At 70.5% G+C, this 22834-nt stretch carries 17 protein-coding genes and 2 tRNA genes; 11 read left to right on the forward strand and 8 right to left on the reverse strand.

What is annotated here, in order from left to right; all coding sequences use genetic code 11:
• The first annotated feature begins 2 nt into the window (after nucleotides 1–2).
• Complete coding sequence (locus tag ACFVSL_RS04095) at nucleotides 3–491, forward strand: hypothetical protein (RefSeq protein ID WP_386938726.1); 489 nt, start codon at nucleotides 3–5, stop codon at nucleotides 489–491.
• Nucleotides 492–799: 308 nt separating this feature from the next.
• On the opposite strand, the gene ACFVSL_RS04100 is transcribed toward ACFVSL_RS04095, so the two are convergent.
• The gene (locus ACFVSL_RS04100; RefSeq protein ID WP_386938727.1) at nucleotides 800–1804 is read right to left on the reverse strand and encodes a LacI family DNA-binding transcriptional regulator; all 1005 of its coding nucleotides are present in this window, start codon (nucleotides 1802–1804) and stop codon (nucleotides 800–802) included.
• Nucleotides 1805–2107: 303 nt separating this feature from the next.
• Here ACFVSL_RS04100 and ACFVSL_RS04105 point away from each other — a divergent pair, with 303 nt between their 5' ends.
• The 9 genes from ACFVSL_RS04105 to ACFVSL_RS04145 all read left to right on the forward strand — a co-directional run bounded on the left by ACFVSL_RS04105 (nucleotide 2108) and on the right by ACFVSL_RS04145 (nucleotide 15261).
• Nucleotides 2108–3595, forward strand: a complete 1488-nt coding sequence (locus ACFVSL_RS04105) for a sugar ABC transporter ATP-binding protein (protein WP_386939314.1) — start codon at nucleotides 2108–2110, stop codon at nucleotides 3593–3595.
• Nucleotides 3592–4614, forward strand: a complete 1023-nt coding sequence (locus tag ACFVSL_RS04110) for an ABC transporter permease (RefSeq protein ID WP_386938729.1) — start codon at nucleotides 3592–3594, stop codon at nucleotides 4612–4614. Before ACFVSL_RS04105 ends, ACFVSL_RS04110 begins: the two co-directional genes overlap by 4 nt.
• Entirely contained in the window at nucleotides 4611–5669 is a 1059-nt protein-coding gene (locus ACFVSL_RS04115) for an ABC transporter permease (protein WP_386938731.1), read from the forward strand. The genes ACFVSL_RS04110 and ACFVSL_RS04115 overlap by 4 nt, the downstream gene beginning before the upstream one ends.
• 64 nt (nucleotides 5670–5733) lie before the next feature.
• Nucleotides 5734–6771, forward strand: coding sequence for a rhamnose ABC transporter substrate-binding protein (rhaS, locus tag ACFVSL_RS04120; protein ID WP_386938732.1), 1038 nt, complete (start codon nucleotides 5734–5736; stop codon nucleotides 6769–6771).
• Nucleotides 6772–6925: 154 nt separating this feature from the next.
• Nucleotides 6926–7312 carry an L-rhamnose mutarotase gene (locus ACFVSL_RS04125; protein WP_386938734.1) on the forward strand — a complete coding sequence of 129 codons (387 nt, stop codon included), beginning with the start codon at nucleotides 6926–6928 and terminating at the stop codon, nucleotides 7310–7312.
• Between the two features lie 71 nt (nucleotides 7313–7383).
• Nucleotides 7384–8550, forward strand: coding sequence for an L-rhamnose isomerase (gene rhaI / locus ACFVSL_RS04130; RefSeq protein ID WP_386938736.1), 1167 nt, complete (start codon nucleotides 7384–7386; stop codon nucleotides 8548–8550).
• Between the two features lie 2 nt (nucleotides 8551–8552).
• Entirely contained in the window at nucleotides 8553–10604 is a 2052-nt protein-coding gene (locus ACFVSL_RS04135) for a bifunctional aldolase/short-chain dehydrogenase (protein WP_386938738.1), read from the forward strand.
• Nucleotides 10601–12064 (forward strand): rhamnulokinase family protein, encoded by a 1464-nt coding sequence (locus ACFVSL_RS04140; protein ID WP_386938740.1) that lies wholly within the window; start codon nucleotides 10601–10603, stop codon nucleotides 12062–12064. The genes ACFVSL_RS04135 and ACFVSL_RS04140 overlap by 4 nt, the downstream gene beginning before the upstream one ends.
• A 455-nt stretch (nucleotides 12065–12519) precedes the next feature.
• Entirely contained in the window at nucleotides 12520–15261 is a 2742-nt protein-coding gene (locus ACFVSL_RS04145; protein WP_386938742.1) for a glycoside hydrolase N-terminal domain-containing protein, read from the forward strand.
• A gap of 129 nt (nucleotides 15262–15390) precedes the next feature.
• Here the strand turns inward: ACFVSL_RS04145 and ACFVSL_RS04150 are convergent, their stop codons facing one another.
• The 5 genes from ACFVSL_RS04150 to ACFVSL_RS04170 form a co-directional block, all read right to left on the reverse strand.
• Nucleotides 15391–15978, reverse strand: a complete 588-nt coding sequence (locus tag ACFVSL_RS04150) for a hypothetical protein (protein ID WP_386938744.1) — start codon at nucleotides 15976–15978, stop codon at nucleotides 15391–15393.
• 146 nt (nucleotides 15979–16124) lie between these two features.
• Nucleotides 16125–16201: transfer RNA gene (locus ACFVSL_RS04155), tRNA-Met, on the reverse strand.
• A gap of 36 nt (nucleotides 16202–16237) precedes the next feature.
• Nucleotides 16238–16309, reverse strand: a tRNA-Thr gene (locus tag ACFVSL_RS04160).
• Between the two features lie 85 nt (nucleotides 16310–16394).
• Complete coding sequence (locus ACFVSL_RS04165) at nucleotides 16395–16748, reverse strand: DUF4190 domain-containing protein (RefSeq protein ID WP_386938746.1); 354 nt, start codon at nucleotides 16746–16748, stop codon at nucleotides 16395–16397.
• A gap of 79 nt (nucleotides 16749–16827) precedes the next feature.
• Entirely contained in the window at nucleotides 16828–18690 is a 1863-nt protein-coding gene (locus tag ACFVSL_RS04170; RefSeq protein ID WP_386938748.1) for a glycoside hydrolase family 13 protein, read from the reverse strand.
• 104 nt (nucleotides 18691–18794) lie between these two features.
• Between ACFVSL_RS04170 and ACFVSL_RS04175 the strand changes: the two genes are divergently transcribed.
• Nucleotides 18795–19733, forward strand: coding sequence for a hypothetical protein (locus ACFVSL_RS04175; RefSeq protein ID WP_386938749.1), 939 nt, complete (start codon nucleotides 18795–18797; stop codon nucleotides 19731–19733).
• Between the two features lie 436 nt (nucleotides 19734–20169).
• Here the strand turns inward: ACFVSL_RS04175 and ACFVSL_RS04180 are convergent, their stop codons facing one another.
• Together ACFVSL_RS04180 and ACFVSL_RS04185 are read right to left on the reverse strand one after the other, a co-directional pair.
• The gene (locus tag ACFVSL_RS04180) at nucleotides 20170–21093 is read right to left on the reverse strand and encodes a sugar ABC transporter permease (RefSeq protein ID WP_386939316.1); all 924 of its coding nucleotides are present in this window, start codon (nucleotides 21091–21093) and stop codon (nucleotides 20170–20172) included.
• 62 nt (nucleotides 21094–21155) lie between these two features.
• Nucleotides 21156–22778, reverse strand: coding sequence for an ABC transporter permease subunit (locus ACFVSL_RS04185; RefSeq protein ID WP_386938751.1), 1623 nt, complete (start codon nucleotides 22776–22778; stop codon nucleotides 21156–21158).
• Between the last annotated feature and the right edge of the window lie 56 nt (nucleotides 22779–22834).

Below are 22834 nucleotides of genomic sequence, written 5' to 3' on the forward strand. Positions count from 1 at the left end.
ATATGTCCCGCGCGACGCTCGCCCTCCGCCTGCTGCTGCCCGCCTTCCTCATCGGCGCGATCGTCGCGATCTCGTTCCTCGAGGCGCCGCTGAAGTTCCAGGCGCCGGGCATCACCATCCCGCTGGGGCTCGGCATCGGCCGCCTCGTGTTCACCGCGCTCAACGTGCTGACCGGTGTGGCCCTCGCCGTGCTCACGCTCGTGAGCCTTCGCCGGCCGCGCGCCGGCCGCACCCCGCTCGTGCTGCTCGGATCGACCTGGCTCGTCTACCTCGTCGAGATCCTCGTCATCCGCCCCGTGCTCAACCGGCGCAGCGACCTCGTGATCGCCGGCTCCGAGGCGCCCGGCACCGACTGGGCGCACTACGCCTACATCGCCGCGGATGTCGCGGTGCTCGCCCTCCTCGTCGCCCTCGTCGTCGTGACGGTGCGCGAGGTGCTGCCGGCGGGCTCGGTGCCGGCCGTGCGCGAGGAGTCGCACACCGCGGGCTGAGCCGGGGTCCGGGGCGCTCGGCGGGGTCCGAGGTCGGACTCCGTGTCGGAGTCGGGGCGGAGACGGGGTCGAAGTCGGGCTTGAGCAGGACGAGCCGGTCGGCACCCCGCACAGGCGACCTGCCGGCGCGCTCATCCTGCTCGAGCCCGACCTCCCGCAGCACTCATGACGCGCCGACCCTCGGGCCCTCCAGCAGATCCGTCGCCCGGCACATCCGGAGAAGCCCGGGCGCGACTCGGCCCACTGATGCTGTCGAGCCGCTGAAAGCGGGGCCGCCCCGCCACCCGAAGCAGAACGACGACGCAGCCTCAGCCCGCCGTCGAGGCCCGCACGACGAGCTCGGGCTGGAAGACGACCTGCTCGGGGCTGAAGCCGGCGTCGTCGGCCTCGCGCAGCAGCAGGTCGACGGCCGTGTGCCCGATGAGCGCGGCGGGCTGCCGGATCGACGACAGCGGCACCACCGCGGCCGCGGCGAAGTCGATGTCGTCGTAGCCGATGAGCGCGATGTCGCCGGGCACCCGGGCGTCGCCGCGCATCACGAGGGCCTGCAGCACGCCCATCGCGAGCAGGTCGTTCGCCGCGAACACGGCATCGGGCCGCTCGGTGGCGGGCCGGGCGCGGATCGACTCCCCGGCGGCGCGACCCTGCAGCACGGTGAGGCTCTCGGTGGCGATGACCTCGAGCGAGGCGCCGGGCACCTCCGCGACCGCACGGCGGGCGCCCTCGAGGCGGTCGGCGACCTGGCGGATGCTCGCGGGGCCGCCCACGAACGCGATGCGCCGCCGCCCGATGCCGAGCAGGTGCTCGGCGGCGAGGCGGCCGCCGGCGATGTCGTCGACGGCGACCGACGAGAAGCTGCGGTCGTGCGCCTGCCGGTCGACGAGCACGACGGGCGTGCCGCGCTCGCGCAGCCGTTGCAGCCGCGGCAGGTCGTCGGCGAGCGGGGAGATCAGCACCCCGTGCACGCGCTGCTCCTCGAAGAGGTCGACGTAGACGCGCTCGCGGTCGACGTTCTCGTCGCTCGTTCCGAGGAGCACGGTGAGCCCCGCCTCGGCCGCGCGCGTCTCGGCGCCGCGGGCGACGTCGGTGAAGAAGGGGTTGCGCACGTCGAGCACCACGAAGCCGATCGAGCGGCTGCGCCCGGCGCGCAGCTGGCGGGCCGCGTCGTTGCGCACGAAGCCGAGCTCCTCGATCGCGGCCTGCACTCGTTCGACGGTCGCGGGCGCGACGCGGTCGGGGCGGTTGAGCACGTTCGAGACGGTGCCCACCGAGACGGATGCAGCGGCCGCGACGTCGCGAACACTGACTGCCATTGCCGCTCCTCCTCATGTCGCACCGCCCGCACGAGCCGGACGGCGTTGAACCGATTCGATCATGGCATCGATTCCCGGGGCGTCGGGCACGCGGATTGATTCGTTTCAAAACCGTGACTCGATCCGACTTGACCATCCGCCCCGCATGACTCTACAGTGACCATGGATCGATTTTGAATCGATTCATTCCCACGCTTGCACCGCGGAGCGATCCCCCCGCTCCCACCTCGACGAGGAGGCCCCGTGACGGACATCCCGCGCACGTCGGCGGACACCCCGCCCGTGCCTGCGGCGACCCCGCCCATGCTCGAACTCGACGCCGTCGCGAAGTCGTTCGGCGCCGTCGTGGCCCTGCGCTCCGGCAGCCTTCGCCTCGAGCGAGGCTCGATCCACGCCCTCATCGGCGAGAACGGTGCAGGCAAGTCGACGCTCGTGAAGATCGTCGCCGGGCTCTACCGCCGCGACGCCGGCGACCTGCGCCTCAACGGCGAGTCGGTCGACTTCACCTCGACCGCGCAGTCCAAGGCCGCGGGCATCGCGGTGATCTACCAGGAGCCGACGCTCTTCCCCGACCTCACGGTCACCGAGAACGTGTTCATGGGCCGCCAGCCCGTCAGCCGCTGGGGTCGCATCGACCGCAAGGCGATGCGGCACGAGGTCGAACAGCTCTTCACCCGGCTCGGCGTCGGCATCGACCCCGACCGTCCGGCCGAGGGCCTCTCGATCGCCGACCAGCAGGTCATCGAGATCGCGAAGGCGGTCTCGCTCGACGCCCGCGTGCTCATCATGGACGAGCCGACCGCCGCGCTCTCGGGCGTCGAGGTCGAGCGCCTCTTCCAGATCGCCCGGAGCCTCCGCGACGAGGGCCGCGCCCTCCTCTTCATCTCGCACCGCTTCGACGAGGTCTTCGCGCTCTGCGACACCGTCACGGTCATGCGCGACGGCTCCTACATCGCGACCACGCCGATCTCCGAGACGACGGTCGACGACCTCGTGCGGCAGATGGTCGGCCGCGACGTGACCGAGCTCTTCCCCAAGCTCGAGGCCGAGATCGGCGAGCCCCTGCTCGAGATCGAGGGCCTCTCGAGCCCGCTGTTCCACGACATCTCCTTCACCGTGCGCGCGGGCGAGATCGTCGGCCTCGCCGGCCTCGTCGGCGCGGGCCGCAGCGAGGTCGCCCGCGCCGTCTTCGGCGTCGACGGCTACGACGAGGGCACGGTCCGGCTGTCGGGTCGGCCGATCCCGAAGAACCGGCCGGATGCCGCGATGCGGGCCGGCCTCGCACTCGTCCCCGAGGACCGCCGCAAGCAGGGACTCGTGCTCGAGTCCTCCGTCGCCCGCAACGTGACGCTCGCCATCCGCGAGACGATCGCGAAGGCCGGGCTCATCACCTCGGGCATGGAGAACCGCGCCGCGAAGGAGTGGGCGAGCCGGCTCGAGGTCAAGACGAACGCGCTCTCGACCGTCGCCGGAACCCTCTCGGGCGGCAACCAGCAGAAGGTCGTGCTCGGCAAGTGGCTCGCCACCGAGCCGAAGGTGCTCATCATCGACGAGCCGACGCGCGGCATCGACATCGGCACGAAGTCCGAGGTGCACCGGCTGCTCTCCGAGCTCGCGGGGCGCGGCATGGGCATCCTCATGATCTCGTCGGAACTGCCCGAGGTGCTCGGCATGGCCGACCGCGTGCTCGTCATGCGCGAGGGCCGCATCACCGCCGAGATCGATCGCGACGACGCGACCAGCGAGAACGTCATGTTCGCCGCGACCCACGCCCAGGGAGCCCACCAGTGACCGCCACCATCGAGAAGACCGCCGTCACCAAGCGGCTGCACGCCATCGGGGCGGTGCGCGAGTTCGGCATCCTGCTCGCGCTCGCGCTCGTCGTGCTCGCCGCGACCGTCGCGAACCCGAACTTCCTGTTCAGCGCCGACGGCTGGCGCGACCTGCTGCTCACCCCGGCGATCCTCGTGCTCGTCGCGATCGGGCAGGCGATACTCATCATCACGCGCAACGTCGACCTCTCGGTCGGCTCGATCCTCGGCCTGTCGGCCTACCTCACCGGTCGCCTGTTCATCGACCTGCCGGGCATCCCGATCGTCGCGGTGTTCGTGATCGCCGTCGTCTTCGGCGGCCTGCTCGGCCTCGTCAACGGCGCGCTCGTGGCGTTCGCGAAGGTGCCCGCCATGGTCATCACGCTCGGCACGCTCTACGCATACCGCGGCATCAACGTGCTGTGGACGGGCAGCGACCGCATCAACGCCTCCGACCTGCCGAAGGACTTCCTCGCGCTCGGCACCGGGCAGATCCTCTGGATCCCGATCCTCACGATCATCGCCGTCGTCGTGCTCGCCGTGACCGGCTGGATCATGAAGAACACCCGCGGCGGCCGCGAGTTCTACGCGATCGGCTCCGACCCCGCCGCCGCCGAGCTCTACGGCCTGCGCGTGACGCGGCGCCTGCTCATCGCGTTCGCGACCTCGGGTGCGCTCGCCGGCCTCGCCGGGGTGCTCTACGCGGCCCGCTACGGCACGATCAACTCGCAGGCCGGCGCGGGCTGGGAGCTCGACGCCGTCGGCGCGGCCGTCATCGGCGGCGTCGCCATCACCGGCGGCGTCGGCTCGGTCTGGGGCGCCGCGATCGGCGCCTGGCTGCTGCTCACGATCAACCGGGCCCTGCCGATCCTCGGCATCCCCGACTTCTGGCAGCGCGCCGTCGTCGGCGCCCTCATCATCGGCGCCATCGTGCTCGACCGCGTGCTGGCCGTCCGTCAGAAACGAAAGCTCCTCGAGGCGAGGGAGGACGAGCGATGACCGCCACCACCACCGCGGCCGCCGCCATCGCGCGCACGTACCGCGACTACGACCGCCCGCTCTGGCAGCGCGTGCTCCTCACCCGCGAGATGGCGATCGTCGCCCTCGTGATCGTCGTCGCCGTCGTGGCCACCGCCACCGTGCGCGGCTTCGGCCAGCCGATCACGGTCACCTACCTGCTGCTCGACGTGATGCCGATCCTGCTCATCGCGCTGCCGATGACGCTCATCATGATCACGGGCGAGATCGACCTGTCGGTCGCGAGCATCGTCGGCCTCTCGAGCGTGCTCACGGGCGTGCTCACCGCAGGCGGCCTGCCGTTCGAGCTCGCTGCCGTCGTGGCGCTCGTCGCCGGCGCCGTGTGCGGCGCGATCAACGGGTTCCTCGTGACCGTCGTGGGGCTGCCCTCGCTCGCGGTGACGATCGGCACGCTCGCCCTCTTCCGCGGCCTCGCGGTGGGCCTGCTCGGCACGACCGCCATCACCGACTTCCCCGACTTCTGGACCGACCTCGCCAAGGCGCGCGTCGGCGGCAGCAACGTGCCGGTCGTGCTGTTCGTGTTCCTGGTGCTCCTCGTCGTGTTCATCGTGCTGCTGCACTTCACGCCGTTCGGTCGCGGCATCTACGCGATCGGACTGTCGAAGGCCGCCGCGCGCTTCTCGGGCGTGCACGTCGAGCGCACGAAGTTCGTGCTGTTCATGCTCGCCGGCCTCGTGTCGGCGCTCGCGGGCATCTTCTACACGCTGCGGTTCGGCAGCGCGCGCGGTGACAACGCGACCGGGCTCGAGCTGCAGGTCATCGCCGCCGTCGTGCTCGGCGGGGTCTCGGTCTTCGGCGGCCGCGGCGCGATCCACGGCGTCATCGCCGGCGTGCTGCTGATCGGCGTGCTCTCGAGCGCGCTGCGCCTCGCGAACGTCACCAGCGACGTCATCAACATCATCACCGGGGCGCTGCTCGTGCTCTCGGTGGTGACCTCCAGCTTCCTGGTCTGGCTGCGCAAGCGCCGGAAGGCACCAGGTGGAACACCGCGCGTCGAGGCCTCCACAGCAGGTTGACCGGGCCGCGCGGGCCGTCGAGGCGATCACTCGTCGACCTCATCCGATGAAGGGAAGAACAACGATGTTTCAGAAGAAGACCCGCGCCGGCGCGCTGGCCGCGGTCGTCGCGACCGCAGCGCTGGTACTGAGCGGATGCGCCGTCGACAGCGGCAGCGACGGCGGCGACTCGAGCGGCGGCGACTCCGCCAACCTCGCGATCACCTTCCTGCCGAAGAACCTCGGCAACCCGTACTTCGACACCTCGTCGGCGGGCGCGAAGGAGGCCATCGGCGAGTTCGACGGCACCTTCGCCGAGGTCGGCCCGGCCGAGGCCACGCCCGACGCGCAGGTGAGCTACATCAACACGCTCACCCAGCAGGGCGTCGGCGCGATCGCGGTGTCGGCGAACGACCCTGAGGCGATCTGCGACGCGCTGAACGAGGCGCGCGACGCCGGCATCAAGGTCGTCACCTTCGACTCCGACACCAACGCCGACTGCCGCGACCTGTTCATCAACCAGGCCACCGCGGAGGGCATCGCGAAGGTGCAGGTCGACCTCATCACCGAGCAGATCGGCGACGAGGGCGAGATCGCGATCCTGTCGGCGTCGGCGAACGCGACGAACCAGAACGCCTGGATCGACCTGATGAAGGCGGAGCTCGAGGCGAACCACCCGAACGTGACGCTCGTCGACACCGTCTACGGCGACGACGACGATCAGACCTCGTTCGACAAGACCGCGGCGCTGCTCCAGACCCACCCGAACCTCAAGGGCATCATCTCGCCCACGACGGTCGGCATCGCCGCCGCCGCACGCTACCTCTCGACCTCGGAGTACAAGGGCAAGGTCGCGCTGACCGGCCTCGGCACGCCGAACCAGATGCGCGAGTACGTCGAGGACGAGACCGTCACGGCGTTCGCGCTGTGGAACCCGGCCGACCTCGGCTACCTCGCCGCGTACGCGTCGAAGGCCCTCATCGAGGGTGAGATCACGGGCGAAGAGGGCGACTCGTTCGAGGCCGGCAAGCTCGGCGACTACGAGGTCGGCGCCGACGGCGTCGTGCTGCTCGGCGACCCCTACGTGTTCAACGCCGACAACATCGGCGACTTCGACTTCTAAGCAGTCGACGGGAACGGGATCGCCATGAGAGGGCGCAGGTCGGCCGCACAGCCGACCGGCCTGCGCCCTCCGCGTCCGCCGCATCGAGCGGATGCCACACGCTCGACCCCATGCCCATCTTGAAACGATTCACCCCCTGAACGGAGGACGACCGATGAACACCGCACCGCGCCCCGAGCGCGTCCTGTTCCAGCTGCAGGTCGACCCCGCCCGGCTCGACGAGTACCGCGAGCGCCACGCCGCCGTCCGGCCCGAGATGCTTCGGGCGATCGAAGCCGCCGGACGCCGCAACTACTCGCTCTTCCTGCGACCCGACGGGCTGCTGATCGGCTACTACGAGACCGACGACGACGCCGCGGCGCAGGCGGCGCTCGCCGCCGACCCGCGGACCGCCGCGTGGGAGGCCGAGATGGCCCCGTTCTTCGTCGCGCTCGACGGCGACCGGCCCGACCAGGGCGCACCCAGACTCCCCGAGGTGTTCCACCTCGAAGACCAGCTCGCGGCACTCGACGCCGCGCCCCCGGCCTCCGCAGGCGCCTGACCGCGAGCCGGACCAGCCACACGAACAGCGCCGCCCCGCGGCATCCGATCGACCGAAGAGAGCGACACGACATGACCACCTTCACCCCCGAGATCCAGTCGCAGCTGGCCGCGCAGGCCATCGAGCTGCCGAGCTGGGCGTTCGGCAACTCGGGCACGCGCTTCAAGGTGTTCGCGACGCCGGGCACCCCGCGCGATCCCTTCGAGAAGATCGCGGATGCCGCGCAGGTGCACCGCTACACCGCGCTCGCGCCGACGGTCGCCCTGCACATCCCGTGGGACCGCGTCGACGACTACGAGGCGCTCAAGCGCCATGCCGAAGACCACGGCGTCGCCCTCGGCACGATCAACTCGAACACCTTCCAGGACGACGACTACAAGTTCGGCGCCCTCACGCACGAGGACGCGGCGGTGCGCCGGAAGGCGATCGACCACCACTTCGAGTGCATCGACATCATGCACGCCACCGGCAGCCGCGACCTGAAGATCTGGCTCGCCGAGGGCTCGAACTACCCCGGCCAGGCCGACCTGCGCGGCCGGCAGGACCGCCTGCACGAGTCGCTGCAGGAGATCTACGCCCGTCTCGGCGACGAGCAGCGCCTCGTGCTCGAGTACAAGTTCTTCGAGCCCGCGTTCTACCACACCGACGTTCCCGACTGGGGCACGAGCTACGCCCAGGTCGCCGCGCTCGGCGAGAAGGCCATGGTCTGCCTCGACACCGGTCACCACGCGCCCGGAACGAACATCGAGTTCATCGTCATGCAGCTGCTTCGCCTCGGCAAGCTCGGCTCGTTCGACTTCAACTCGCGCTTCTACGCCGACGACGACCTCATCGTCGGCGCGGCCGATCCGTTCCAGCTGTTCCGCATCATCTTCGAGGTGATCCGCGGCGGCGGCTTCAACCACCCCGACGTCGCCTTCATGCTCGACCAGTGCCACAACGTCGAGGACAAGGTGCCCGGCCAGATCCGCTCCGTGCTCAACGTGCAGGAGATGACCGCCCGCGCGCTGCTCGTCGATGCCGAGGCGCTGCGCGCCGCGCAGGTCTCGGGCGACGTGCTCGAGGCCAACCGCGTCTTCATGGACGCCTTCTACACCGACGTGCGCCCCGCCCTCGCCGAGTGGCGCGAGTCGCGCGGCCTGCCGGCCGACCCGATGCGTGCGTTCGCGGCATCCGGCTACCTCGCGCGGATCGCCGACGACCGCGTCGGCGGCGTGCAGGCCGGTTGGGGGGCGTGATCATGACGAACCCCGCAGCGGCAGCGCTCATCGCCCGGTCGAACCGCCTCGGCGCCGACCCGAAGAACACGAACTACGCCGGCGGCAACACCTCGGCCAAGGGCACCGAGACCGACCCGGTCACCGGCGAGCCCGTCGAGCTCCTGTGGGTGAAGGGCTCGGGCGGCGACCTCGGCACGCTCACCGAGCCGGGCCTCGCGGTGCTGCGGCTCGACCGGCTGCAGGCGCTGAAGGGCGTCTACCCCGGCGTCGACCGCGAAGACGAGATGGTCGCGGCGTTCGACTACTGCCTGCACGGCAAGGGCGGCGCGGCCCCGTCGATCGACACCGCCATGCACGGCCTCGTCGACGCGGCGCACGTCGACCACCTGCACCCCGACTCGGGCATCGCGATCGCGACCGCCGCCGACGGCGAGGCGCTGACGGCGAAGATCTTCACCGACGCCGCGGGCGTGCAGAAGGTCGTGTGGGTGCCGTGGCGGCGCCCCGGCTTCCAGCTCGGGCTCGACATCGCCGAGATCAAGGCCGCGAACCCGCAGGCGGTGGGCTGCATCCTCGGCGGGCACGGCATCACCGCGTGGGGCGACACCTCCGACGAGGCCGAGGCGAACTCGCTCTGGATCATCGACACCGCGGCCGCCTACCTCACCGAGCACGGCGAGGCGCAGCCCTTCGGGGGCGTGCGCGCCGGCTACGAGGCGCTGCCCGAGACCGAGCGCCGCGAGCGCGCCGCCGCCCTCGCCCCGACGATCCGCGGCATCGCCTCGCACGACCGGGTCATGGTCGGCCACTTCACCGACGGCGACGTGGTGCTCGACTTCCTCGCGAGAGAGAAGGCCCCGGCCCTCGCGGCGCTCGGCACGAGCTGCCCCGACCACTTCCTGCGCACGAAGGTCAAGCCGCTCATCCTCGACCTGCCCGCGACCGCGACGGTCGAGGAGCAGCTCGCCCGCCTGCACGAGCTGCACGCCGAGTACCGCGCCGACTACCAGGCGTACTACGACGCCCACGCCACCGCCGGGAGCCCCGCGATCCGCGGCGCCGATCCGCTCATCGTGCTCGTGCCGGGCGTCGGCATGTTCTCGTACGGCGCGAACAAGCAGACCGCGCGCGTGGCCGGCGAGTTCTACGTCAACGCGATCAACGTGATGCGCGGCGCCGAGTCGGTCTCGACGTACTCCCCCATCTCCGACGCCGAGAAGTTCCGCATCGAGTACTGGGCGCTCGAGGAGGCGAAGCTCCAGCGGATGCCGAAGCCCAAGACCCACCAGGGCCGCATCGCCCTCGTCACGGGCGCCGCGAGCGGCATCGGCAAGGCCATCGCGACCCGGCTCGCGGCCGAGGGCGCATGCGTCGTCGTCGCCGACCTCGACCTCGAGAAGGCGCAGGCCGCCGCCGCCGAGCTCGGCTCGAGCGACGTCGCGATCGGCGTCGCCGCGAACGTCGCCGACGCCGACGCGGTGCAGGCCGCCCTGAACGAGGCGGTGCTCGCGTTCGGCGGCGTCGACCTCGTGGTGAACAACGCGGGCCTCTCGCTCTCGAAGCCCCTCCTCGAGACCACCGAGAAGGACTGGGACCTGCAGCACGACGTCATGGCCAAGGGCTCGTTCCTCGTGTCGAAGGCGGCAGCGCGCGTGCTCATCGACCAGCGGCTCGGCGGCGACATCATCTACATCTCCTCGAAGAACTCCGTCTTCGCCGGGCCGAACAACATCGCCTACTCGGCGACGAAGGCCGACCAGGCGCACCAGGTGCGACTGCTCGCGGTCGAGCTCGGCGAGCACGGCGTGCGCGTCAACGGCATCAACCCCGACGGCGTCGTGCGCGGCTCGGGCATCTTCGCGAGCGGCTGGGGCGCCAACCGCGCCGCCACCTACGGGGTGAACGAGGAGGACCTCGGCCAGTTCTACGCCAACCGCACGATCCTCAAGCGCGAGGTCGTGCCCGAGAACGTCGCCGACGCGGTGTACGTGCTCACCGGTCCCGAGCTCAGCCGCACCACGGGCCTCCACATCCCGGTCGACTCCGGCGTCGCCGCCGCGTTCCTGCGATGACGACGGGCGGCGGCCCGGCGGCGGGCGGGCGAGGTGCGGCGGGCTCGGTCGCCGCGGTCGACCTCGGCGCCACGAGCGGCCGGGTCGTCGTCGGCCACGTCGACCAGGCGGCCGAACGGCTCGAGCTCGAGCAGGTCGCGCGCTTCGCGAACGGCCCCGTCCGCTTGGCGTCCGGGCTGCACTGGGATGTCACGGGCCTCCACCGCGACCTCGCGCAGGGCCTCGCCGAGGCGTTCCGCCGCGAGCCCGGCATCGCCTCGATCGGCGTCGACTCATGGGCCGTCGACTACGGGCTGCTGCGCGACGGCCGCCTCCTCGGCGAGCCGTTCCACTATCGCGACGAGCGCATCGCCCGCGCCGTCGACGGGGTGCATGCGGTCGTGCCGTTCGACGAGCTCTACCGCCGCAACGGCCTGCAGTTCCTGCCGTTCAACACCGTCTACCAGCTCGCGGCCGAGCAAGAGACGGGATGGCTCGGCTTCGCCGACACGCTCCTCCTCATCCCCGACCTGATCGCCTTCCAGCTCACGGGCGCCATGGTGGCCGAGCGCACGAACGCGTCGACCACCGGGCTGCTCGGGGTCGCGAGCGGCGAGTGGGACCTCGAGCTGATCGAGCGGCTCGGGCTCGAGGCATCCCTGCTGCCGCCCCTCGTGTCGCCCGGAGCCGCGATCGGCCCGCTGCGCCCCGCCGTCGCCGCGGAGCTCGGCGCACCCGACGGCGTCGAGGTGGTCGCCGTCGGCTCGCACGACACGGCCTCCGCCGTCGTCGCCGTGCCGATGCGGGCCGAGTCGGCCGCGTACATCTCGTGCGGCACCTGGGGCCTCGTCGGCGTCGAGCTCGAGCAGGCGGTCACGAGCGAGGCGGCACGCGAGGCCAACTTCACGAACGAGGGCGGCGTCGACGGCCGGGTACGGTTCCTGCACAACGTCATGGGGCTGTGGCTGCTCAGCGAATCGGTGCGCTGGTGGGAACGAGACGGCTCGCAGATCGCCCTCGGCGAGCTGCTGGATGCCGCGGCCGCCGTCGACCGCCCCATGCCCGTGTTCGACGCGAACGACCCGCGGTTCATGGCACCGGGCGACCTGCCGGGCCGCATCGCCGAGTGGTGCGCCGAGCACGGCCTCGCCGCCCCGCAGACCCGGGCCGAGTTCGCCCGCTCGATCATCGAGAGCCTGGCCCAGGCCTTCGCCGACGCCGTGCGCGACGCCGCCGCGCTCTCGGGCGTCGAGGTCGAGACGATCCACATCGTCGGCGGCGGCGCCCTCAACCGGCTGCTCTGCCGGCGCACCGCCGACCGCTCGGGCCTGCCCGTGCTCGCCGGCCCCGTCGAGGCGACCGCCATCGGCAACGTGCTCGTGCAGGCGCGGGCGCAGGGCTTCGCCTCGGGCGACCTCGAGTCGCTGCGCGCACTCGTCGCACGCGCGTTCGAGCCGGTACGGTACGAGCCGCGGGGCTGAGGCGGGGCTCGCGGCTTCAGGCGCGCCGCCGCTCTGCGCACCGGATACCACTCGCCGACGTCGCTGCGGCATGTCGGGTCGAGGCGCCCGTGACGACGGACACATCCGATCTTTAACGGATCGAACCACCTCGTTTCATTGACGCCAGCCCGCGTGTTCCGGCATACTCACAGCAGAAGTTGCACGTTTCGAGGCCAATGGGGTTCGCGAAACCACGATGAATCATCAGATCTCTCGCAGAGTTCCATCGGCCGCCATCAGCTGATCACGCGAGCTCTGTACGAACGTGCCCGCCGGCTCGGAAGACGAGCGGGTGGGCCGGAGCGCCGCGGATCGACACCCGTGAAAAGGTCGGCATGTTCCTTCGAAATAGAGTCCTCCCTGCACTGGCGGCGCTCATCGCGCTGCCGCTGCTGGGTTCCACCATCACCGCTCCGAGTGCCCTCGGCTCACCGATGACCGAGTCCTCGCCGACTGCGCAGGCCGCGGAGTCCGGCAGCGACGCACTGCGCATGTGGTACACCGCACCCGTCACCGACTGGGAGAACCAGGCGCTCGTGCAGGGCAACGGCACCACCGGCCTCATGGCGTTCGGCAACCCCGGGCGCGAGCGTCTGCACTTCAACGAGAAGACGCTGTGGCGAGGCGGACCTGTCGCCGGCCGAACCTACCTCGGCGGCAACAAGGCCACCGCGCTCACGCCGGAGCAGCTCGAGGCGTACCGGCAGGCGCTCGACGACAAGGCGACGAACGTCTTCGGCCTCCCAGCCACCGGCACCACCGGAGCCAACCGCCAGCTCACGAACCTCATGTTCGGCAACACGGGCGGCATGGGCATGTACCAGGACTTCGGCGATCTCTACCTCGACTTCGGCACAGCAGGAATCACCGACGACTCCGCGTCGAACTACGTCAGGGACCTCGACCTCACCACTGCGGTCTCGACCGTGAACTTCGACCACGAGGGCGTGCACTACGAGCGCGAGTACTTCGTGAGCTACCCCGACCAGGTCGCGGTGGTCCGCCTGACCGCGTCCGAGCCGGGAAGGCTCAGTTTCACGACGTCGACCGCTGCGGCGAGCGGCCTGACCACCTCGGCGACGGCCGACGCGGACGAGAAGCGGATCACGCTCGCCGGGCAGGTGGTCGACAACCAGATGCGCGCCGAGATGCAGCTCAAGCTCGAGAACGAGGGCGGAACGGTCACGAGCAGCGACGGCCGCACGCTGACGGTCACCGCCGCCGACGAGGTGACGCTCGTCTACTCCACCGGGACGGACTACGAGAACGAGTACCCGACGTACCGGGGCGAGGACCCGCACGCTGAACTCACCCAGCGTGTGGACTCCGCCACGGCAGACGGGTACGACGCCGTACTCGAACGTCACCTCGCCGACTACCAGGAGCTGTTCTCCCGGGTGAGCTTCGACGTGGGCGCGACGGTGCCCGACATCCCGACCGATGAGCTGATGCGCGACTACCGCGCCGGCGAGCACGATCTGGCGGTCGACCAGTTGGCGTACCAGTTCGGCCGCTATCTCAGCATCGCCGGCTCGCGAATCGGAGACCTTCCCACCAACCTCTGCGGCCTCTGGATGATCGGCAGCGCGAACGCCTTCTGGGGCGCCGACTACCACTTCAACGTCAACGTCCAGATGAACTACTGGCCGGCGATGACCACCAACCTCGCCGAGACGCAGGTGCCCTTCAACGAGTACGTCGAGTCGCTCGTGATCCCGGGGCGCCTGACGGCCGAACGATCGGCAGCGGTGAAGACCGAGGACTTCGTGAACACGCCGATCGGATCGGGCAACGGATTCCTCATCAACACGCAGGTCAACCCGTTCGGGCACACCGCCCCAATCGGCTCGCAGGAGTACGGGTGGAACGTCGGCGGATCGTCGTGGGCCATGCAGAACCTCTACGACTACTACCTCTTCACGGGTGACGAGGCGTACCTGCGAGACACGGCGTATCCCATGCTCAAGGAGATGGCCGAGTTCTGGAACGAGTACCTCTGGTACAGCCCGTACCAGCAGCGGCTGACCGTGGCCCCGGGCGTCTCGGCCGAACACGGCCCGACGGCCGTCGGCACCGCCTACGACCAGTCGCTGGTGTGGGAGCTCTATCGCATGGCGATCGAGGCCTCCGAGAAGCTCGGCGTCGACGCCGAGCTGCGCACCGTGTGGCAGGACAAGCAGTCGCAGCTCGACCCCATCGCCATCGGGCAGCAGGGCCAGGTGAAGGAGTGGTACGAGGAGACCTCGCTCGGCAAGGCGCAAGCCGGCGACCTGCCGGAGGAGAGCATCTGGAACTTCGGAGCAGGGGGCTCCGCCAACCAGGGTTCGGTGCACCGCCACACCTCTCAGCTCGTCGGGCTGTTCCCGGGCACGCTGATCAGCAAGGACACTCCCGAGTGGATGGATGCCGCCATCACCTCACTCGAGCAGCGCAGCCTGAACGGCACGGGCTGGTCCAAGGCGATGAAGATCAACATGTACGCCCGGACCGGCCTCGCCGAGGACACCTACTCGATGGTGCGGGCGATGCTGTCCGGAAACCGAAACGGGCTGATGGACAACCTGCTGGACTCCCACCCGCCGTTCCAGATCGACGGCAACTTCGGTCTCACCGCGGGTATGACCGAGATGCTCGTGCAGAGCCAGCTCGGCTACACGCAGTTCCTCCCGGCGCTGCCGAGCGCATGGAAGGACGGCAGTGTCGACGGCCTCGTGGCTCGCGGCAACTTCGTGATCGGCATGGATTGGAGCGACGGCGAGGCGACGCGCTTCGAGGTGACCGCACGCAACGGCGGCACCTTCGTCGGCGACCACCCGGGCATCGCGGAGACCACGGTGAAGGACTCCGACGGCAGGCTCGTGGCGGTGGCGGCCGACGGCTCCGATGAGATCTCGTTCGAGACGACCGTGGGCGAGACCTACACGATCGCCTTCGAGCCCGACGGCCCCGGCTTCGACAACGCCGAGTGGCACGTCGATCGGGCCGAGGCCCTCGGCGAGATCACCGCGGCGGCGGCCGAGCAGGTTCGGGGGCACCTCGCCCAGGCGCAGCACCTCGAGTCGACCTCCGCGTCGAGCCGCGCGATCATCGCGCAGCTCGAGAACGCCGCCCGGAAGGGCAAGGCGAGCGCAGAACTGGTCGACTCGCTCGACGCGCTCGCCGATTCCTACCGCTGAGCCGGCAGGGTGCGCCCGGTGATCTCGGTCACCGGGCGCACCCGGCCACACGATCCAGCGTCGAGCCGCTTCGCGCCCGCTTCGCGTGTCGGAGCGGCAACGCCTGAGCGGGCGACGCCCGCCGGCGGGTCAGTCGCCGGCCGCTCGCAGCCAGAGATGCGGGCTGCGGGATGCGGCACCGGGCTCGAGCCCCGACACATCGGTCGTCGGCGTGCGGACGAGCTCGCCCGAGACCTCCTCGCTCGCCGAGACGCCGGCCGCCTGCGCCGCCTTGAGCGCGCTCGCGCGGAGCTTGCGCCAGTCGGGCTCGCTGACGGGGACTCCGCTCATGTCGGCACCGCGCACGAGCACCAGCCGGGTGCCGGCCGGGCCGGATTCGAGTCGCGCGACCGTCGAGGCGACCGCCTCGATCTTCGTGGCCTTCATGTGCCACTCGAGGCGGGAGGGGTGCTCCCAGAAGCGAGGCAGCGCCGCACCGTCGAGCGCGGCGGCCGCGGTGTCGAGGTCGGCGTCGAACCGCACGACGGTCGCGAGCGACGCCAGCTTGCCGTCGACCCCCGTGCCGCTCGAGTCCTGCCACGTCTTGCCCGTCCGGGCGGCGTCGGCGGCGGACGCCGACCGGCGACGCACCCACCCGCGAGCGACGCCGAGGATGATGATGAGCACGATGATCGCGCCGATGATGACGAAGCCCTGATACTCCTGCCAGAAGGTCATGGACGCATCCTAAGCGCACCGGACCGCCCTCGACGACCGGCTCCGACGCACGACGCCGCACCGCCGACGGCTGCGGCAGCGCGGCCTCGGCCGCACCGGCCCGAGAGACACGAAAAGCCCGGAACTCCACTGGAATTCCGGGCTTCTGGTAGCGAGGGCGGGACTCGAACCCGCGACACCACGATTATGAGCCGTGTGCTCTAACCACCTGAGCTACCCCGCCGCAAGGCTTCGGCCGACGAGTCGGACCGAGAACCAGAGCCCCGAGTCAGGATTGAACTGACGACCCCTTCCTTACCATGGAAGTGCTCTACCACTGAGCTATCGGGGCGTGTGCCGCATTCGGCAACCGTACGAGGATATCACCTCTCGGAGGGTGCTTCGTACCACTGCCACGAGCACGTCGACGCGCGCCGTCAGGAGCTCGTCGCGAGCGCCGACATGCCGAACACGAACAGCAGGAACACCGTGATCCCGCACACGGTGAACGCCGTGAGCACGTAGCCGAGCACGAGCCCCGTCATCGCCGTGACCGCCCCCTGCTCGCCGGTGCGGCGGATCTGGCCGCGCGCGATGTGCCCGCACACGATCGCCGCGACCGAGGTGAGCAGCCCGAAGAGCACCCAGCTGATCGCGAGCCCGAGGCTCACCCATGCGAGCACGTTGTGGGGCGGTGCGACGTAGCGCGGAGTCGCCGGCGAGACGACGTTGCCGTACCCGTCGTACATCACCGGCGGCGGCGGCGCGAGGTCGGCGCGGTGTGAGTCCACTGGGCTCCTGCAGGGGTCGGCTCGACGGCGTCGGGTCGGCGTCGATCTGCGCTCATGCTATCGGCGGCAGCGCGCCCGCTCACCACGCCGGCGCGACCACGCCGGGAAGGCGCCACGCGCCGAACGCGGGCCCGTCGGCCTGCGCGGTCACGATGTCGGTCGACGGGTCGGATGCCTCGAGCCGCACCTCTCCGAACACGACGAGCGGCTCGCCGAGCCCGGCGGGCAGCTCGATCGCCGCCGCCGAGCGGGCGGCCACGACGAGCACCGACTCCTCGGCCGACTCCCGCACGAACGCGACGAGCTCGTCGGCGACCGCGAGCCAGCGGATGCCGCCGGTCGCGAGCACCTCGTGCGAGCGCCGCAGCCCGACGAGCCGGCGGTACGCGTCGAGCACTGGCGCGACCGAGGCATCCGCTTCGCTGCCCCAGGGCATGGGCGTGCGCGAGGCCTCGCCGTCTTCACCGACCAGGCCGAACTCGTCGCCGGCCCACACCACGGGGATGCCGGGCATCGTCACCGCGAGACCGAAGCCGACGGGCACCGTGCCGGGGCGCGCGTTCGTCGCGAAGCGCGGGGTGTCGTGCGTGTCGAGGGCGTTCATGCCGCCGAGGCGGGTGCGCCACGGATAGCCCGCGGCGAAGCGCAGGTGCGCGTCGACGAACTGGCGACCGGTGAACTCCGGCACCCGGGCGAGCGCGAAGCCGATGCCGCCGCCCGCGGGGCTGCCGGGCGCCTGCAACCAGCTCCAGAGGGGCCGGGTGAAGGGCGTGTAGCTCATCGCGCCGTGCCACGCATCGCCCTGGAAGTCGCCCGCGCCGTCGTTCGTCGACTCGCCGAGCAGGATCGTGTCGGGGTTCACCGCGAGCATCGTGCGCCGGATCGCCTGCCGCACCTCGGCGTTGAGGTCGACGCCGCCGAGCCGGCCCGTCATGTTCGCGACGTCGATGCGCCAGCCGTCGAGCCCGAACGGCGCACGCAGGTACTTCGCGACGATCGAGTCGGGGCCGTCGACGAAGCGCCGTCGCAGCTCGGGCGACGACCAGTCGAACTTCGGCAGGCTCGGCACGCCGAGCCACGACTCGTAGCCGTTGGGCACGTCGTCGTCGAAGTAGTAGAAGTCGCGCTCGGCCGACGCCGGGTCGGCCTGCGCGGTGCGGAACCACTCGTGCGCGTCGCCCGAGTGGTTCGAGGTCAGGTCGCCGATGACGCGGATGCCACGTGCGTGAGCCGCCTCGACGAGTCGCACGAGTGCCTCGTCGCCGCCGAGGAGCTCGTCGACGTGGTCGAAGGTCGAGGCGTCGTAGCGGTGGTTCGAGCGCGCAGGGAACACCGGCGTCAGGTACAGCAGGTTCACGCCGAGCCCCGAGAGGTGGTCGAGCTTCTCGCGCACCCCGTCGAGGTCGCCGCCGAAGAACTGCGCCGACCGCCCCGGCGGCACGGGGTCGAGCGCGTCGCCCCACGGCGCGGGGATCGCCCACTCGGGCGTCTCGCGGCCGTCGGCGGCCGTCGAGCGGGCGAAGCGGTCGGGGAACACCTGGTAGAGCACGGTGTCGGCCACCCACTCGGGCACCGGCTCGTGCGCGACGAGCTTGAAGTCGTCGCGGTCGCGGGTCTCGATGTCGCTCAGCCCGACCTGGTTCAGCCAGTGCTGGCGGCCGTCGGCGCCGACGAGCAGCCAGCGGTAGCCGTGCACGGGGTTCTCGACCTCGACGCCCGCCTCCCACCAGGTCCAGCCGTCGCCGGCGGCCGGGTCGCTGCCCGGCTCGACGCGCACCGCCTCGTCGAAGCGGGGCTCGCGGTTGGGGTTCGATCGGGTGCCGACCCATGCGAGCGGGCCGAAGCCCTCGGGCACCCGCAGCCGCACGCGCACGGTCTCGCCGAGCACCGGACTCCGGGTCGAGACGTGCAGGGGCGATCCGTCGTGATGTGGGGTCAGCATGGGGTCATCCTCTCGTGGGGCGGTGACATCGCGGCGCGCTGGCGCGATGCGGTGCTGTTGCAGAATGGAGCGTCGCCTGCGACCGCGACGCGAAGGGAGTGACGGTGGCCACCGGATTCGAGCTGATCGAACGCGACGGGCTCGCCGCCTTCGCGGAGGCCAACGGCTGGGAGTACCGCGCCGTCGGCGACCCGCCGGCGCTCGGAGACGGGCTGTGGGAGCAGGTCTCGAACGGCACGGCGCACGACCAGGTGATCGCCGACGGCTGGCAGACCGGCCACCTTCGCGGCGGCACGCGCAGCGCCGAATCGGTGCGGTACACGAAGTCGGGTATCAGGGTCACGACGCGAGTCCGCTCGGGATCGCCCGTGTCGAGCATCGACGTCGGCTACCTCGCGATCGACCTGCCCCGGCACCTGCCGAACATGATCCTCGACGCCGGCCGCAACGACGGGCTCATCGGCTCGAGCCTCGCGCGCCCGCCGAAGGAGGACCAGCGGCTCTCGCTCGAGGGCGACTTCGACCGGCACTTCCGGCTCTACGTGCCGAGGGGCTACGAGCGCGACGCGCTCTACGTCTTCACACCCGACCTGATGGCGCTCCTCATCGACGAGACCGGCGACCTCGACGTCGAGGTGCGCGACGACCTGCTCATCGTCATGAGGCCCGGCGGCTTCGCGTGGGCCGACGCAGCGACCTGGCAGCGGTTCGACCGCATCCGCGCGATCGTCGGCGCGAAGTTCCGCGACCGCACCGACCTGTACGTCGACGAGCGGGTGCCGGGCGCCGAGACGCCCGCGTCGCGCCTCGCGGCCGTCGCCGGTGCGGGAGCGGGTCCGGGCACGGGCGTCACCGCTGCCGCTGCACCCGTGAACACCGTCGCCCCCGCCGGCCGGCGCCTGCGACGCAAGATGGACCGCGCCACCGCGATCGGGATCGGCTTCGGCATCGGCGGCGTGCTGATCGCGATCGCCGCGATCGTGGTGCCGATGATCTTCATGGCCGCGTCGGGCATGCAACCCGGCGAGTCCGTCTCGTTCTGATCCGAACGCCGGCAGACCGGCCGAACTCGGGCCGGGCTCACCACCCGACGGGCTCTTGGCCGACCGCCCGCCGGACGCACTCCCCGACCGCCCGCCGGGCGCACTCCCTGACCGGCTGGCGGACGCACTCCCCGACCGGCTGGCGGACGCACTCCCCGACCGGCTGCCGGGCGCACTCCCCGACCGGCTGCCGGATTCGCGCCCCGTCCGCAGGTCACGCTCATGGCTCGACCCGACGGCGACTACTTCGCCCTCCGGGCTATGCCAGTTCCGCCTCACGCTGAGGCGCAACCGACACAGCTCGAATCAGAAGGTCCCGTGCCGCCCGGGTTCCGTGAGGCGCAACTGGCATACCTCGAAACAGAAGGCCCCGAGCCGTGCCGGTTCCACCCCGCCGTGAGCCGGAACCCGTATGGCCCGGAACGCACCGCGTGCCCTACTTCACCGCGCCGGCGGTCAGCCCGCCGACGATGTACTTCTGCAGGAAGAGGAACAGCGCGACGACCGGCAGCGCCGACATCACGGCGCCCGCCGAGAACGCGCTCCAGTCGGCGTAGCGGGGGTTCGACACGAGCTTCGTGAGGCCGACGGCGAGCGTCTGCTTCTCGGTGTCGATGAGCAGCACGGATGCCACGACGAACTCGTTCACCGAGGCGATGAACGACAGCAGTGCGACGACCGCGAGGATCGGGGCGACCAGCCGCAGGATGATCGTGAAGAAGATGCGCGCGTGGCCGGCCCCGTCGATCTTGGCGGCCTCGTCGATCGACGCGGGCACGGTGTTGAAGAAGCCGTACATGAGGTACGTGTTCACGCCGAGCGCGCCGCCGAGGTAGACCATGATCAGGCCGAGGTGCGTGTTCAGGCCGATCGCGGGGAACAGGTCGCCGATCGTCGACATGAGCAGGAAGATCGCGACCACGGCGAGCAGCTGCGGGAACATCTGCACCACGACGATCGAGATGAGGCCGAACCGGCGACCCGTGAAGCGCATGCGCGAGAAGGAATACGCCGCGAGCGCCCCGAGGAACACCGTGCACACCGCGGTCGTGCCGGCGATGATCATCGTGTTCGCGAACCACGTGCCGAACGGCACCTGCGGGTCCGAGAGGATCCGCACGTAGCTGTCGAGGCCGATCTTCGAGAACAGCGCGTTCGAACCGGTCAGCGTGCCGTTGGGGTTCAGCGACGACGAGACCACGAACACGATCGGGAACAGCGAGAACACGACCATCACGACGCCGACGATGTGGCGCCAGCCGGTCGCCGCGAACCAGCGGCCGAAGTTGAACGGGCGCTTCGGCAGCACGAGCGGCGCGTCGCCCAGCGAGGAATGCGCCCGCGTCGAGGCATCCGTCATCTCTTCGATCTCGCCTGCGGCGAGACCCACGCCCGTGCCGGGCACCACCTTGCGAGCGGCCATCAGTTCAGCTCCTCGAGGCTCTTGGTCCGGCGGAACGCGATGATCGAGATCACCGCGACCACGATGAAGATGATGATCGAGTACGCGCTCGCGAGACCGTAGTCACGGGTCTGGCCGGTGAACGCGACCTTGTAGACCATCGTGATCAGGATGTCGGTGAACCCGACCGGGATCGGCGCGTTCGAGTCGCGCGGCCCGCCGTCGGTGAGCATGTAGATCGTGTTGAAGTTGTTGAAGTTGAACGCGAACGAGGCGATGAGCAGCGGCGCCACGGTCACGAGCAGCAGCGGCAGCTTGATCAGGCGGAAGATCGCCCACGGCTTCGCGCCGTCGACCTTCGCGGCCTCCTGGATGTCGTCGGGGATCGACTGCAGCGCGCCCATGCACACGAGGAACATGTAGGGGAAGCCGAGCCACAGGTTCACGATGAGGATCGAGACCTTGGCGAGCAAGGGGTCGGTGAGCCACGGTATGGATGCCCCGCCGAGCAGCACCTGGTTGATGAAGCCGAAGCTCTCGTTCATCATGCCCGCCCAGACGAGCGCCGAGAGGAACGACGGGATCGCGTACGGCAGGATCATCAGCACGCGGTAGATCTTGCGGCCCCGCATGCGCATGTCGTTGAACACGATCGCGAGGAAGAGGCCGAGGAAGAAGGTCGAGGCGACCGAGATGAGCGCGAACGCGAAGGTCCAGGCGGTCACGTAGAGCAGGGGGCCCGCGAGGCGGGTGTCGGTGACGGCGCGCACGAAGTTGTCGAAGCCGACCGTGATCTGCCAGCCCGGCAGCAGCTGGTCGCCGTCCTCGGCGGTGAACGCCCCCACGCCGGTGTCGGAGTAGACCGTGCCGGTCGAGAGGTCGGTCATGGTGCCGGCGGCCTCGTCGTACTCGAGCGTCGAGACGTAGAGGTAGCCGGTCGAGCCGTCGGGCGTGCGGATCGCCCCGTCGTTCGGGTCGTCGGACGCGGGCACCGCGAGCGCGGTGACCTCGTCGGTGCGCTCGAGCACGTCGGCGAACTGCAGCGTGTTCCAGCCGTCGGCCGACACGGCGACGTCGCCGTCGAACTCGACACCGGATGCCTCGGCGAGCGGTTCGTCATTCGTGCCGACGAGGGCGTCGCCCTCGGGGTCGGTCACGAGCAGGCCCAGCTCGCCGGCGCGCTCGACGACGGTGACGGGATAGGCGGGCGAGTCCTCGACGCGCTCGAGCGACGAGGCCATGAGCGAGGAGACGGCCTGCTCCTTCGAGCCGTTGTGGCCCGTGCCGTAGTTCGTGAAGGCGATGTACCCGGTGTAGAGGAGCACGAACACCTGGAACACGACGAGGAAGATGACCCCGGGCGTGAGGTACTTCGCGGGGAGCTTGCGGCGCGAGAAGTAGATCCAGTTCACGAGCGCCGTGACGGCGGCGACGATGACGAGCACCACCCACTGCTCGTGCAGCGCGAGCACGAACACGGCGTAGAGCGCGAGCGCGTCGACCAGGCCGAGCGCCAGCAGCTTGACGAGCAGCACCTTGATGCCGCCCGAGGCCTGCTCGGCGATGCCCGCAGCGCGACGCTGCTGCTTCGTCTGCTTCGGCGGCGCGTCCTCGCGGACGTCCTCCTCGATCACGGTGCCCATCTGCCTGTCTCCCTCATCGTCGTCGCTCGGTGATGCCACGGCGGCCGAGCAGTCGC

The sequence above is a fragment of the Agromyces sp. NPDC058064 genome (assembly GCF_042885275.1).
GTDB lineage: Bacteria > Actinomycetota > Actinomycetes > Actinomycetales > Microbacteriaceae > Agromyces.

What these genes read in the sequence shown, in the direction of transcription:
- rhaS (WP_386938732.1), top strand. Translation starts at nt 5,734, where the DNA reads ATGTTTCAGAAGAAGACCCGCGCCGGCGCGCTGGCCGCGGTCGTCGCG.
- ACFVSL_RS04095 (WP_386938726.1), top strand. Translation starts at nt 3, where the DNA reads ATGTCCCGCGCGACGCTCGCCCTCCGCCTGCTGCTGCCCGCCTTCCTC.
- rhaI (WP_386938736.1), top strand. Translation starts at nt 7,384, where the DNA reads ATGACCACCTTCACCCCCGAGATCCAGTCGCAGCTGGCCGCGCAGGCC.
- ACFVSL_RS04100 (WP_386938727.1), bottom strand. Translation starts at nt 1,804, where the DNA reads ATGGCAGTCAGTGTTCGCGACGTCGCGGCCGCTGCATCCGTCTCGGTG.
- ACFVSL_RS04150 (WP_386938744.1), bottom strand. Translation starts at nt 15,978, where the DNA reads ATGACCTTCTGGCAGGAGTATCAGGGCTTCGTCATCATCGGCGCGATC.
- ACFVSL_RS04180 (WP_386939316.1), bottom strand. Translation starts at nt 21,093, where the DNA reads ATGACGGATGCCTCGACGCGGGCGCATTCCTCGCTGGGCGACGCGCCG.
- ACFVSL_RS04125 (WP_386938734.1), top strand. Translation starts at nt 6,926, where the DNA reads ATGAACACCGCACCGCGCCCCGAGCGCGTCCTGTTCCAGCTGCAGGTC.
- ACFVSL_RS04145 (WP_386938742.1), top strand. Translation starts at nt 12,520, where the DNA reads ATGACCGAGTCCTCGCCGACTGCGCAGGCCGCGGAGTCCGGCAGCGAC.
- ACFVSL_RS04135 (WP_386938738.1), top strand. Translation starts at nt 8,553, where the DNA reads ATGACGAACCCCGCAGCGGCAGCGCTCATCGCCCGGTCGAACCGCCTC.
- ACFVSL_RS04185 (WP_386938751.1), bottom strand. Translation starts at nt 22,778, where the DNA reads ATGGGCACCGTGATCGAGGAGGACGTCCGCGAGGACGCGCCGCCGAAG.
- ACFVSL_RS04115 (WP_386938731.1), top strand. Translation starts at nt 4,611, where the DNA reads ATGACCGCCACCACCACCGCGGCCGCCGCCATCGCGCGCACGTACCGC.
- ACFVSL_RS04105 (WP_386939314.1), top strand. Translation starts at nt 2,108, where the DNA reads ATGCTCGAACTCGACGCCGTCGCGAAGTCGTTCGGCGCCGTCGTGGCC.
- ACFVSL_RS04140 (WP_386938740.1), top strand. Translation starts at nt 10,601, where the DNA reads ATGACGACGGGCGGCGGCCCGGCGGCGGGCGGGCGAGGTGCGGCGGGC.
- ACFVSL_RS04170 (WP_386938748.1), bottom strand. Translation starts at nt 18,690, where the DNA reads ATGCTGACCCCACATCACGACGGATCGCCCCTGCACGTCTCGACCCGG.